Raw genomic sequence first — 12,263 nt, forward strand, 5'->3', positions numbered from 1 at the left:
CCTCATGGCATTTTGCTTGAGGGTTGGCTTGGCTTGGTTTCTCTTTCTTTTTCCGCTCTATTCCCAACAACGGATTTTTCGTGCTTCAGCGCTCTTTCAACCAATCGGTGTTGAGGTAACCTCTATTCCTACAACGGGTTATGCGATCATGATTGCGTTCTCGCAAGAGGTGGATAATCTCTTGCGTGAAGAGCGTTGGCATTATTTGGATGGGCAAGAAGTGGCGCGTTGGTATCTCTTTTATTTACCCGATGGGCGAGTGGTACGTCGTGTGCAGATGGATGTAGCACAACGTACGATTTATGATGAGGCGCTGATTTATCGGCAGGATCACCGCTTATGGCTGGTATTGAGCGCCCAACGTAGTTATCTTATTGGGCGTAAGGCACAGAGTTGGCAAGCCCAAGGTGTGCGGCAACGTCTCTCTTTTTTTGATAAAAATGATCCCCAGCAACCGCAAGAATCGCGTAAAAATCCGCCCACTTTTCTCTTAGATAGTAGCGCGATTCAGCAGGTGGAAGAAATTTGGCAGGACGGTGTATTGATCGGCTTACGTTATTATCGGTACGGCGTGTTGGAGCGGGAGCGTCGCTTTTCGAATAAGAATAGATATGAGGAGATCTTTTATCATGCAGGCGAGGCGGTGGTAAAGCGTATTGTTGTCGACGATAAAATTATTGCCGAGGAGGTGATGGATGGCACGCCCTAAATTGATAGCTAGTATTGCTTGGCGCTACTTTTGGCCTAAAGGACGTGGTGCACGCGCGTCAGGTGTGGCTCTAGCGGTGCTGGGGGTGATGATCGGTGTCTTGGCGATGGTCTCGGTGTTGGGGGTGATGAATGGCTTACAACAAGGGTATATCCGTACGATTTTAGAAGTAGAGAGTGGGCATCTGCAGATTTACTCGCATCGCCTGTTGGATAATCAGCAAGATGAGGCGATCTTGGAGCTTTTTGCGAGGCATCGGGTACGTAATTTTTCTGCACGCATGAAAGAGACGACGATGATGCGATCGTTTATTAGTGGCTATCAAGCGGTGCAATTGGTTGGCGTCTCCGAGGCGACATGGAGCGAAGATACGGGTTTGCGTGCACAACTTAATATCAAAAGTGGCTACTTTCCACCTGCGGGTTTTGTGCTTTTGGGCAGTGAACTTGCGACGAAGTTGCGCGTAGATGTGGGAAGCTTGGTAACGATTTTAGTGCTTGCCGAGGGGTCGCTAGAGCCTTATGCGTTGACTTTGGAGGTGAGTGGCCTCTTTAGCAGTGGGTACTACACCTTTGATGCTAATTTGGCGATTCTTAACTTAGATTATATGCGCGAGTTACTGGGATCGGATCGCTCGATTTTTTACACGATTAAATTAGAGGATATGCGAGAGATCAAGAAGTTGGAGTCGCACCTGACTGGGTTAGGTTATGAGGCGCAGAGCTGGCAGGAGTATAATCGCGCATTTTTTGGCGCGCTTCAGTTGGAGAAGAGTTTGATGAGCCTCATGTTGCAACTCATTTTTATTGTTACGGCGATCAATATCTATCAAGGTAGACGGCGGATGATTCTACAAAAAGAGCGCGAGTCGATGATCTTGCGTACCCTAGGTCTTTCGGGTCGAGAGTTACGTATCATCTTTCTTTTACAAGGATTTTTTATCGGGTTATTTGGCACCAGCTTAGGGATTCTTTTTGGCATTGCCCTTGCGTGGAATTTAGATACGGTGATTCAGTGGCTAAGTCTTGCAATCAACCAGATCCTCAATCTCTTTGGCATGCACGTCTACCTTCTGTTTGACAACTCTCTCTTCTATTTACAGAAGATTCCGGTGGAGATTTTTTGGAGTGATATTCTCTTTATTAGCACGAGTGCTATCGGTATTACCTCCTTTGCTGGGTGGATAGCAGGCCGCGCGCCCTTTGCGCGACGACCGTTAGAGTTGTAATTATGTTGTTGCAAGATAGGGCTGAATAAATGCCTCAATAGAGCTTACGATTGCACTTGCCTTGGTGGTTGCCGTACTGCTATCGCGCGCTACAATACTGATATAAAATTTGATTTTTGGCTCGGTACCACTGGGACGCGCGCTAATCAACGTCTCATCTTCAAGCTCAAATTGGAGAAGATTGGTTTTGGGTAGCGTCTCTTTACGAGGAATTTCCGTACCATCGGGATGATAGACTTTCTGGGTACGATAGTTGTAGATCGCTTTGAGTGGGCTCTCTTGCGACCAGACGGGACTATGCTCTGCGATGGCATCCATCATCTGTTGCATCGCTTTTACTCCCGACAATCCCTTAAATGTATAGCTTAATTGCTGATCCCGATGGTAACCATAGGTCAGATAAAGTTGCTCGAGGGTGTCGATAAGGGTCTGTCCCTGCTGGGTATAATACTCTTGCATCAGGGCAACAAGGAGCGCCATCGAGACGGCATCTTTGTCGCGGGCTAAGGGATGAATTAAGTAACCATAGCTCTCTTCACAACCAAAAAGATAGGTGTGGGATTGTTTGGCTTCGCTTTGGGCGATAACCTCGGCGATATGTTTAAAGCCAGTAAGTACGCGCTTTTCGGTAACATGATGGGCTTTGGCAATCTTATTTTGGAGGGGCGAGGTAACCACAGTATTAATGAAGAGCGCATTTTTCGGTAATGTATTTGCTTTTTTCTCGATATCGATGATAAAGTGTAGCGCCAAGACACCAATTTGATTTCCCGTGAGGGTAATAAATTGCCCTTGATGGCGAACTGCTACGCCCAAGCGATCGGCATCAGGGTCGGTAGCTAAGACCAGAGAGGCATCTTGCTCTTTAGCCAGTGTAATCGCCATTTGTAAATTTTCCGCGTCTTCGGGATTGGGTGTCTTTACCGAGGGGAAATTACCATCATACTGCATTTGCGCTTGGGGCATGACGACGTTAAACCCTGCCTGCTCCAAGAGATAACGCACCGGTTCACGCCCCGATCCATGTAAGGGACTATAACAAATGCGATTGGTTATCGGAGTCTTGAGCAATGCGTTCACAGCAAGAATAATCGGTTGCTCGGCGATGGCAGTTTGATATTGATGGAGAATTTCTGTGTCTAACCAGTGCCAAAGTCCCGTCTCTTGCGCCTCGGTTTCGCTTAAAAGAGCGCGTGGTTGAGCTTTTTGAATGGCCATTTCCATCGCCTTGTCGTGGGGAGAAACAACTTGCTCACCGCCATTCCAGTAAACCTTATAGCCGTTGTACTCTTTGGGATTGTGGCTTGCGGTAATCATCACGCCAAAGTCTGCCTTTAACGTACGGATAGCATAACTAAGGAGGGGAACGGGCGTGGGTTGGGCGAAAATCTCCACATGCATGCCGAGGGTAGCGAAGGTTTGGGCGGCGGTGATAGCGAATTCGCGGCTATAGAGCCGTGTGTCGTAGCTAACAACGACACGTGGTGGGTTGTGGTTTAGCGAGGTTACGTATTGCCCAATGCCAAGGCTAACTAAGTGAATCGTGAGCGGATTTATCGTGGTAAATCCCGGTTGCATGATGCCACGTAATCCGCCCGTACCAAATTGAATGGAACCGGCAAATAGCTCCTCTAATTGAGCGGGTTTATTCTCTTGTTGAAGCTTTTTTGCCAATGCTAAAAAGTGCGGATCATGCTCATGTTCTACATAAAATTGAACTCTTTTCTCTAGGTCTGTACTCATCATGATAATAGTATACTATGGAAAGCAAAAAAAAGCGACAAAAATATGTCGCTTTTTATGATAGAAATTTATAGAGAAGGAGTTATTTAGAAGCAAGTCGGCGTTTAATTTCGGTAATTTCATAGGCCTCAAGGATATCACCCAGACGAACATCGGAGTAGCCTTGGAGGGTAACACCACACTCAAAGCCCTCTTTAACCTCTTTAACATCATCTTTTTCACGTTTAAGACCAGCGATAGTACAGTCGCCAACCACCACGCTATCGCGAATGACATGGATACGACTCTTGCGAGTAATCACACCACTAAGCACCATACATCCTGCTATATTACCGACCTTAGAACTAGAGAAGACCTTGCGGATTTCAGCTTGACCGGTAACTTGCTCACGTAGCTCGGGAGAGAGTAGACCTTCGATGGCAAGGGTAATATCCTCAATCACCTCGTAAATGAGGTTGTACTTGCGAATTTCCACCTTCTCTTGATCGGCAAGGAGCTGTGCTTTGGGCGTGGGGCGAACGTGGAAACCAATAATGATCGCGTCGGAGGTGGCGGCGCTCTTGACATCTTGTTCAACAATTGCACCTGCTGCCGCGCTCAATACGGTGAGGCGGATCTCTTGGGTGGAGAGTTTCTCCAGCGATTGCTTGAGTGCCTCAACCGACCCTTGCACGTCGCCCTTGATGATAAGGCGTAACTCTTTTTGATCGAGTTCGGAGATGCTCTCCATAAAGTTTGCCAAGGAGACCTTTTTGATGTTTTTCGCGCCTTCCATCTTGTGGAGCTCTTGGCGTTTGCTGGCAATTTGACGAGCAAACGCCTCATCTTTGGTAACCTGAAAGGGATCGCCTGCTTTGGGCGTGCCTTCGGAGAATCCCGTTATCTCCACGGGTTGGGCAGGGGTTGCACTCTTAATGCGTTGACCCTTATCGTTGTACATGGCACGAATCTTACCGTGATAAATACCGGCAACAAAGGCATCACCCACATTAAGCGTACCTCGACTAAGGAGAACTGTTGCTGCAATTCCTCTCCCAGGATCGATACGTGCCTCGATGACGTGTCCTTCGGCTGCACAGTGGGGGTTGGTCTTAAGCTCCATCACCTCGGCTTGGAGGAGAATCGACTCCAATAATAGGTCAATACCCATGCCGGTGAGCGCAGAGATCGGGACAAAGATGGTGCTTCCGCCCCAACTCTCTGGAGTCAGTTCGAATTCAGCAAGTTGTTGTTGAATTTTCTCCATGCTGGCATCTTGAAGATCCATTTTATTGACCGCAACAATGATCGGCGCTTTGGCCTCTTGGGCTTGACGGATGGCCTCTCTGGTTTGTGGCATAACGCCTTCTGTACCCGAAACAACCAAGACGACAATATCAGTAACCGAAGCACCGCGCTCACGCATGGCGCTAAAGGCTTCGTGTCCGGGGGTGTCTAGGAAGGTAATTTGTTGACCGTTAGGAAGGGTAACTTGATAGGCACCAATATGTTGGGTAATACCTCCGGCCTCTTTGGAGACAACATCAGCGCTACGAATCGCATCGAGGGTTTTGGTTTTACCATGGTCAACGTGTCCCATAATGGTAACAATGGGGGTGCGTGGTAAGAGATCTTCGGGGCGATCAGCTACGGTTTCAATGACGGTTTCATCGTAAAGGGATACGACATTGACCGTGCAGTTGTACTCATCGGCAAGGATGGTGGCGGTGTCGCTGTCAATTTGTCCGTTAATGGTAACCATTACGCCCATACCCATCAATTTGGCGATGAGTTCACTGGCCTTGAGGTTCATTTTACGCGCGAGATCGGCGACGGTAATGCTCTCCATAATGTCGATAGAGCTGGGCACAACCTTGGTGTTGTTGAGCGCTTTGCGTTTCTGTTGAAAGAATTTTTCGCTGTCGCTTTGACTTTTGGATTGATAGCTCTTCTTTCCTTTGGAGGCAGCCCAGCGAGCAGCTCCTGCGCTACGGCTTGTGTCGATGGTCTCGGTTGCCGCCGGCTTAGCTCCGCCTGCGCGTGCTGGTCCTGATCGATTGTAGGTGGATCCGCCACTGTTGGGGCGATTATTATTGTATGGGGAAGAGCCATAGGGCGGACGACCACCACCGGCACTGCCACCACTATAGGGGCGACCAGATTGGGCACCTCCCGTGCGACCATTGGGCGAGGATCCGTAGGGGGGTCTGCCTCCACCCTGATTAGCGCGATCGCGATCGTAGGGTGGGCGACTCCCAGCGGGACGATCCCCTTGTGGGTAGTTTGGGCGGGGGGGACGTTCGCCATTGGGTGAGGAGTTGTAACGATTAGCATAGCTACTAGTGGGGCGTCCCGCATAACTAGAGGTCTGCTCGTAGCGTTGGGTGGTAGCACTACTGGTAGGGCGTGAGCCGTAGCTACTAGAAGATCCATAAGAGGAGGATCGCGTCGTATTGCTAGAGGCGTTACCTGCCAGATTACCAGCACGCTTGTGGGTACGTGGGGTGTCCAAGCTCTGCACATGGGGCGAAGCAGGGGTAGGAGCGTTCTGTTCGCTCTTTTGGTGGGAGGATGGCTTAGGTTTGGACTCCTCTTCTCGACTCTTTTTGGAGACGACGACGACGCGTTTCTTCTTTACATCCTTGACTTGAGCTTGCTCTTCCTTCTTCTCAGGAGCGACCGCTGGTTGCTCTTTGATCTTTTTGTCCTTTTTGATAAGAGGAGCGCCCTCTTTTTTGTCCTTATCGCTTTCGCTTGTCATGCTTACTATTTAACCCTTCCTTATACGTCGACCTTTTACCCAGAGGGGAGAGGTCTCTCTTATTCTATACCATTTTGCAAAGAACGTCTACTACTCCTCGTGCTCTTCTACCTCAAAACTCAAACCAACGCCACAATTGGGGCATTCATGCATCTCCACGGTGATAGGCGATCCACATTCGGGGCACTCGTAGGTCTCTTCTTCGATCTCTTGTTGCTGATGGTGGTGCTCTTCGATTTCGGAGTGGAGATTTAGGATCTCTTGGATGCGTGTGATGTCTTCGGCGGTGATGCCAGCTAGAGACTCAAGACCTTGACCATCGATGAGGGTTTGCAGACCGTCGACAAATTCGATGCCGTTGGAGCTAAGGAGGGCAACAAGGCGCTCGCTTACACCAGGCAGTTCATCAATACGTAGATCGGTTTCGTAGCTATCGTCAAAGAGACCGTCGGGCATGCTTGCTTCGTGGAGATCGATCTCCATATCAGCGACTTGTGCCTCGGTTTTGACATCGATATTCCAGTCGACTAACTTATTAGCTAGGCGGATATTGAGGCCATTTTTCCCGATGGCTAAGCTGAGTTGATCCTCGCCCACAATGGCAAGCGCCTTACGCGTGGCTTGGTTGAGGATATAAACAGCTTGAACCTTGGCTGGAGAGAGGGCATTTTTGATGAATTCGGCGATATTATCTTCATATAAGAGCACGTCGATCTTCTCGCCTTCAAGCTCACGGATAACACTTTGGATGCGTTGTCCTTTTGCACCAACACAGGCACCTACGGGGTCGATATCACTACGGCTAGAGAAGACGGCCAACTTGGTGCGATAGCCGGGTTCGCGTACAATTTTGTGGATATGAACGGTCTCGTCATTAAGTTCTGGAATCTCTATCTCAAGAATGCGCTTGACAAATTCGGCATGGGTGCGGGTGAGGACGATAGAGAGACCTGTAGTACTCTTCTTGACCTCCCAAATCATCACTTTAATGCGATCGCCGATTTCGTAATGCTCGCGAGGCGATTGGTAGCGTTTGGGGATAATGCCTTCGGTTTTACCAAGGCTTACATAGATATTGCCCTTGTGGAGGCGCTGATAGTAGCCGATAACAACCTCACCGACTTTATCTTTAAATTCGCTGTAGAGAGTATTCTTTTGGATCTCTTTAAAGTCTTGACGGTTACGCTGTTTTCCTGCTTGAATATCGGTACGGTCGAACTCTTTTGGGTCAACCTCGATAAGGATTTCATCGCCGACTTCGGCATCTTGATTATGCTTTTTTGCCTCGCTAATTTCGATCTGCGTGTAGGGGTTGTCCCAGTCGTCATCCTCCACGACTTCACGGCGAGCGTAGAGGGTTACATATTGCAGATCTTTAGAAAATTGGATCATGGCATTTTCCGAGGAGCGAAAGCGACGCTTATAGGCAGCCAAGAGCGTATCCTCGATGGTTTTTACTACCAGCTCTTCTGAAATATCGTGTCCACTTTGTAGCTGACGTACAGCATCTCCAATAAATGAAGGCATTATCTTCTCCTTAGATTAAAAGTCGGTTTTGAGTTTCGCTTTAGAAACGTCGGCAAAGGCGATAAAGGTGGATTGGTCTAGGTAGAACCCATCCTCTTTAACATCGGTAATTTCTCCGGAAAATTGAGTAGAATCTTTTTTAGTACCTTCAATTTGATGGTGCATAAAGATGGTGTACTCGTGGTTGGCTTTAAATTGACGGTCGATACCGGGGGTGGAGACTTGGAGATCGAGGGCGAGGTCGGGGTGGAGGGCTTCGAGTTGGAGGTTGATGCTGGAGGCAACAGTGGAGCAATCATCTAAGCCCACTCCGCCTTCTTTATAAATATAAAGTGTTGCGCGTTTACCGCCACGGCTGGGGCTAATGGTGAGCTCTACCACATGGTAGTGGAGCTCTTGGGTGAGAGTGGTGATCACGTCTTCTAGGTTGAGCATGGAAGGTACCTCGCATATTGGAATAAAAAAAAAGCTTTACAATGAAGATTGTAAGCTGTATTATGTGTAAACATAAAACCATTTAACCAACTAGATTATAGATAAAAAGCTAAAAATAGTCAAGGGGTGCGCACCTTTTTTACGAATTCTCGGGATAAATGCTTTGGGGGTCTCTTGATCTTGTTGGGGAAAAGGGGTATACTTTGCATCAGTGTAGTGAGGTAAATTGTGCGAAAATTGGTCTTCGTTTTATTTATATGTAGTCTTTCGGTAGGCAATCTCTGGGCACAAAGTGGCGCAAGTGATGAGGTTTACGAAAAGGGTGATGTGCAAATTCGTGTGGGGGTGGGGGCACTCTTTCCGCTCTACGTCCATGCGTTTAACTTTTCAGACTTTACCATGTCTAGTATGAAGACAGGTTTTTCGATTGGGCTGGGCTTTGATTACTACTTATCGAATAATTTAAAGATTGGTGGCAGTGCTTCGTTTGGCAGTATCACCAACTCTAGCAAAAATTACTCCTTTTTAGTGCCCGTAGTTACGCGTATCAGCTGGGAGTTCCACACCATTCGCTTCGATTTTCCTGTGGGTGTGGATGTAGGATTACTCTTTAATAAATATCGAACGCTCTTTGCGATCAATTTTTTAGTGCGTCCGCACGCGGGTGTCTTCTTTAATATCACACGCTCTTGGTCTATTGGCATCGACACTACCTTCTGGATTGTTCCTCAAGTGGTTTGGGATGATCTACCTAAGAGTCGGGTAGGTACCTTTGTTGAGGTGATGATCGCAGGGCGCTACAGGCTATAGGAGAGAAGAATGAAACATATTATACGACGCATAGGCTTGCTTACGATCGTCGCGCTCATGATGGGCTCGTGTCAAGATCCTATCTTCTGGACACAGGTGGTAGAAGGGCGTACCCCACAGAATAATTTAAATAAGAGCGCACGTATCTTCGATGTAGATACGGATGGCAGTTATCTCTACGCCCTTGCTGGTGGTATTCTCTACCGACGCGCCATTGGCTCGGTAGACTGGGAGCGTTATGAGCTACCACAGTGGGCGCACTCTATCGACGTAGAGGGTGGGCGAATTTCTTTTACTGAAGGTATCTATACCTACGATTTTTCTAGTATGAACTTAGGTACGGTGCTTGATGCCTCTGCTGAGCGTGCTTTTTTTGACAAAACAGTAAGTCCTGCACTTACCATCACCTACGGGCGAGATGAGACGACAAATAATCCTATGGATATCTTTTTTGTCAACGGTCATCGGTATGTCGGGCGCTATGTGGGAGTCATCGGCACGACCTATGTAATCAGCACAACAGGCGTCTTTACCGTCGGTTCAACGGGTACCGCTGTTAACCCTGATCAATTTCGTGATCCGCGTGGTACCGATGGCGTTTGGTTGGTGGCTAATACACGTGTGGGCGAGATCTCAGGCGCAGCGTTTGGCTCTATCCTAGCAGAAGGGGTTACCGGAGCTTCGGTTATCTCCAATACCACCGCGTTTAACACTACCGCTACAGACGGAAGCCCTCCGACGATCGCCCTTGCGGGGGTTGTCGTTGGTGGCTATCGCGAGATTTTTCAAGATGTTGATGGACGCTATCTCTCTCGAAATCCCATCACTAGTGTTACGGATGGCAACGTTTATCTAGCTAGCGAACTTAATACAACCTACATTGAGCGCTTTTTCTATAAAAATGGCATCCTATTCGCCCTCACCACCGATCGCGGTTTATGGACGCAAAGTGGTGCTGATGGCGTGTGGATTTGGGAGTAAAAGATTTTTTTCGACTTTGCATGAGGGGTACTTTACTTAAATAGAAAAAAATGCTATATTATGAAGGCACTTAAGTTCTCACTAATGAGAATGATTATAGACAGAGAGATTTGGTTTAAGAGTCTAGAGGAGGAAGTTTGGCTGCTAAAGATGTGCGCATGAACGAACAAATTCGTGTTGCTACGATTCGATTAATCGACGAAAATGGTGAACAGGCCGGCGTCGTTGATACAAAGTGGGCTTTGCAAAAGGCGATGGATTTAGAATTAGATTTAGTGGAGATTGCCCCTAAGGCTGTGCCGCCGGTCTGCCGTATTCTAAATTATGGCAAGTATTGTTTTGAGCAAGACAAAAAACAACGTGAAGCAAAAAAAAATCAGAAGCAGACCAGACTCAAAGAAGTGCGTATGCAACCTAAAATTGATACGCATGACATGGAGTTTAAGATCAAGCATATTCGTCAATTTTTGGGCGAAGGCGACAAGGTTAAGGTCTCGGTGCGCTTTAGAGGTCGCGAATTTGCTCACACCGAACGTGGCGCTGATGTGCTACAAGAAGTGTTGCATCATTTAGGAGAGGATATCTGTATCGTTGAAAAGCCTCCCCTCATGGAGGGTCGCTATATGTCAATGTCCTTGGCTCCTAAATCGGGGAAAAAGTAGATCATTTTTATAAAAGAATAGAAGAGGTTAATCATGGCAAGTAAAGTCAAAAAGCATAAGGTTAAGAGCCGTAAGGCTGCAGCCAGTCGTTATAGCGTTACCGGCAGTGGAAAAAAGGTCAAGTTTAGACCACAGGGAATGCGTCACATTCTTACGAAAAAGCCTTCTTCTCGTAAGAGAAAATTGCGCCAGAAGACAGTCATGTCTGGAAATATCATGAAGAAAATTAAGGTGATGATGCCTTACTAAAACGCATTGTAGGAGAGAGCAAAATGCCAAGAGCAGTCGATGGAACTCGTCGTAAGAATCGAAGAAATAAAATTTTAAAGCAGGCCAAGGGCTACTGGGGTACACGTAGCAAGTTGCACCGTGTAGCAAAAACTCAGCTCATGAAGTCTGGGATCTATGCTTATCGCGATCGTCGTGCAAAAAAGAGAGACTTCCGCTCCTTATGGATCGCCCGTATCTCTGCTGGTGCACGCTCGCAAGATATGAGCTACTCACGCTTTATGGATGGCTTGAAAAAGGCTAATATCCAACTTAATCGCAAAGCCTTATCCAACCTCTTGATTGAAGATGCAAAAGCATTTGAATCACTTGTGGTTGAGGCAAAAAAGGCACTAGCCTAAAATCCAAAATAGGGTGTACTTGCCTAACAAAACATGTGCACCTTTGGGGAGAAGAGAGTTATGGTAACATTAGAACAAGTAGAGCAACTGGAGGCAAAAGTTCAACAAGTTGTCGCGATTGTCGAGGAGTTGCGTAGTGAAAACGAGCGCATTCGTTTAGAGAAAAAGCAACTTGAGTCTGACTTCAATGTCTTACGTGAGCGCTATGAGGCAGTTACTTCTAAGGCTGGAGCTTTAGAAGGTGCACAGTTGATGGTGGAAAAGGGCATCATGGATGCTATCGGGTTGCTCGATGAGGCTAGTCGGTCGTATGAGGATAATGTGGAGCTCAAAGACGAGCCTACCCCTTACATTACTCCTCAAAATGATGAGCAATCCTCTGGTGAGTCTCACCATCATTAGTTGTGAATGGATGTTCATCTCTACACGATTCACTTACTTGGGGTGAGTCTTACGGTTAAAACGACGGAGGATATCGACTATCTGCGTAAGTTAGAAAAATCGTTGTTGGATGCTACGGTTGATGTACAAGAAAATTTGGGCATTCAAGATCCTATTTCGGTAGCAATCATGGCTGGATTTTTTTTGTCTGATCAGCTCCATAAAAAAGAGGATCTCTCCGTTGATAGTAGAGAGGAACGGATGATTCAGGATAAAATTTTGCGTATGTCAAAGTTAATGGATCGTATTTTAAAGTAAAATTGTTGTTCCTGTGGCGTGCGACAGGGGAGTATATTCACTTGCACAAAAATATCCTAAGGGTTTTTCAGATTAAAATGGAGAAAACGTTGGTATTGTC

The 12,263-nt window shown here is 47.2% G+C and carries 13 protein-coding genes; 9 read left to right on the top strand and 4 right to left on the bottom strand.

Features of this window, described 5'->3' with window-relative positions; genetic code table 11:
* Positions 1 to 4 precede the first annotated feature (4 nt).
* Positions 5 to 709 carry a hypothetical protein gene (locus PVA46_RS02335; RefSeq protein ID WP_274360311.1) on the top strand — a complete coding sequence of 235 codons (705 nt, stop codon included), beginning with the start codon at positions 5 to 7 and terminating at the stop codon, positions 707 to 709.
* Complete coding sequence (locus PVA46_RS02340; RefSeq protein ID WP_167695157.1) at positions 696 to 1,937, top strand: ABC transporter permease; 1,242 nt, start codon at positions 696 to 698, stop codon at positions 1,935 to 1,937. The genes PVA46_RS02335 and PVA46_RS02340 overlap by 14 nt, the downstream gene beginning before the upstream one ends.
* On the opposite strand, the gene PVA46_RS02345 is transcribed toward PVA46_RS02340, so the two are convergent.
* From PVA46_RS02345 to PVA46_RS02360, 4 genes are all read right to left on the bottom strand, one after another.
* A complete protein-coding gene (locus PVA46_RS02345) occupies positions 1,938 to 3,683 on the bottom strand; it encodes a phospho-sugar mutase (RefSeq protein WP_167695158.1) in 1,746 nt (581 codons plus the stop codon).
* 79 nt (positions 3,684 to 3,762) lie between these two features.
* Entirely contained in the window at positions 3,763 to 6,420 is a 2,658-nt protein-coding gene (infB, locus tag PVA46_RS02350) for a translation initiation factor IF-2 (protein ID WP_167695159.1), read from the bottom strand.
* A gap of 90 nt (positions 6,421 to 6,510) precedes the next feature.
* Complete coding sequence (nusA, locus tag PVA46_RS02355; RefSeq protein ID WP_167695160.1) at positions 6,511 to 7,947, bottom strand: transcription termination factor NusA; 1,437 nt, start codon at positions 7,945 to 7,947, stop codon at positions 6,511 to 6,513.
* A gap of 15 nt (positions 7,948 to 7,962) precedes the next feature.
* Positions 7,963 to 8,382 carry a ribosome maturation factor RimP gene (locus PVA46_RS02360; protein WP_167695161.1) on the bottom strand — a complete coding sequence of 140 codons (420 nt, stop codon included), beginning with the start codon at positions 8,380 to 8,382 and terminating at the stop codon, positions 7,963 to 7,965.
* Between the two features lie 228 nt (positions 8,383 to 8,610).
* Here PVA46_RS02360 and PVA46_RS02365 point away from each other — a divergent pair, with 228 nt between their 5' ends.
* The 7 genes from PVA46_RS02365 to PVA46_RS02395 all read left to right on the top strand — a co-directional run bounded on the left by PVA46_RS02365 (position 8,611) and on the right by PVA46_RS02395 (position 12,163).
* A complete protein-coding gene (locus tag PVA46_RS02365; protein WP_167695162.1) occupies positions 8,611 to 9,192 on the top strand; it encodes a TP0733 family outer membrane beta-barrel protein in 582 nt (193 codons plus the stop codon).
* Between the two features lie 9 nt (positions 9,193 to 9,201).
* Complete coding sequence (locus PVA46_RS02370; protein ID WP_167695163.1) at positions 9,202 to 10,173, top strand: hypothetical protein; 972 nt, start codon at positions 9,202 to 9,204, stop codon at positions 10,171 to 10,173.
* 158 nt (positions 10,174 to 10,331) lie between these two features.
* On the top strand, positions 10,332 to 10,835 hold the full coding sequence (infC, locus tag PVA46_RS02375) for a translation initiation factor IF-3 (protein WP_167696264.1): 504 nt from the start codon (positions 10,332 to 10,334) through the stop codon (positions 10,833 to 10,835).
* A 33-nt stretch (positions 10,836 to 10,868) separates the two neighbouring features.
* Complete coding sequence (gene rpmI / locus PVA46_RS02380) at positions 10,869 to 11,084, top strand: 50S ribosomal protein L35 (protein WP_167695164.1); 216 nt, start codon at positions 10,869 to 10,871, stop codon at positions 11,082 to 11,084.
* Between the two features lie 23 nt (positions 11,085 to 11,107).
* Positions 11,108 to 11,464 (top strand): 50S ribosomal protein L20, encoded by a 357-nt coding sequence (rplT, locus tag PVA46_RS02385; protein WP_167695165.1) that lies wholly within the window; start codon positions 11,108 to 11,110, stop codon positions 11,462 to 11,464.
* A gap of 60 nt (positions 11,465 to 11,524) precedes the next feature.
* Positions 11,525 to 11,866 (top strand): hypothetical protein, encoded by a 342-nt coding sequence (locus PVA46_RS02390; RefSeq protein ID WP_167695166.1) that lies wholly within the window; start codon positions 11,525 to 11,527, stop codon positions 11,864 to 11,866.
* 6 nt (positions 11,867 to 11,872) lie between these two features.
* A complete protein-coding gene (locus tag PVA46_RS02395; RefSeq protein WP_167695167.1) occupies positions 11,873 to 12,163 on the top strand; it encodes a cell division protein ZapA in 291 nt (96 codons plus the stop codon).
* Positions 12,164 to 12,263: the final 100 nt, after the last annotated feature.

The organism is Entomospira culicis (genome assembly GCF_028748145.1).
GTDB lineage: Bacteria > Spirochaetota > Spirochaetia > WRBN01 > WRBN01 > Entomospira > Entomospira culicis.

What these genes read in the sequence shown, in the direction of transcription:
- nusA (WP_167695160.1), bottom strand. Translation starts at nt 7,947, where the DNA reads ATGCCTTCATTTATTGGAGATGCTGTACGTCAGCTACAAAGTGGACAC.
- rpmI (WP_167695164.1), top strand. Translation starts at nt 10,869, where the DNA reads ATGGCAAGTAAAGTCAAAAAGCATAAGGTTAAGAGCCGTAAGGCTGCA.
- PVA46_RS02390 (WP_167695166.1), top strand. Translation starts at nt 11,525, where the DNA reads ATGGTAACATTAGAACAAGTAGAGCAACTGGAGGCAAAAGTTCAACAA.
- PVA46_RS02360 (WP_167695161.1), bottom strand. Translation starts at nt 8,382, where the DNA reads ATGCTCAACCTAGAAGACGTGATCACCACTCTCACCCAAGAGCTCCAC.
- PVA46_RS02395 (WP_167695167.1), top strand. Translation starts at nt 11,873, where the DNA reads ATGGATGTTCATCTCTACACGATTCACTTACTTGGGGTGAGTCTTACG.
- PVA46_RS02340 (WP_167695157.1), top strand. Translation starts at nt 696, where the DNA reads ATGGCACGCCCTAAATTGATAGCTAGTATTGCTTGGCGCTACTTTTGG.
- rplT (WP_167695165.1), top strand. Translation starts at nt 11,108, where the DNA reads ATGCCAAGAGCAGTCGATGGAACTCGTCGTAAGAATCGAAGAAATAAA.
- PVA46_RS02370 (WP_167695163.1), top strand. Translation starts at nt 9,202, where the DNA reads ATGAAACATATTATACGACGCATAGGCTTGCTTACGATCGTCGCGCTC.
- PVA46_RS02335 (WP_274360311.1), top strand. Translation starts at nt 5, where the DNA reads ATGGCATTTTGCTTGAGGGTTGGCTTGGCTTGGTTTCTCTTTCTTTTT.
- infB (WP_167695159.1), bottom strand. Translation starts at nt 6,420, where the DNA reads ATGACAAGCGAAAGCGATAAGGACAAAAAAGAGGGCGCTCCTCTTATC.
- infC (WP_167696264.1), top strand. Translation starts at nt 10,332, where the DNA reads ATGAACGAACAAATTCGTGTTGCTACGATTCGATTAATCGACGAAAAT.
- PVA46_RS02345 (WP_167695158.1), bottom strand. Translation starts at nt 3,683, where the DNA reads ATGATGAGTACAGACCTAGAGAAAAGAGTTCAATTTTATGTAGAACAT.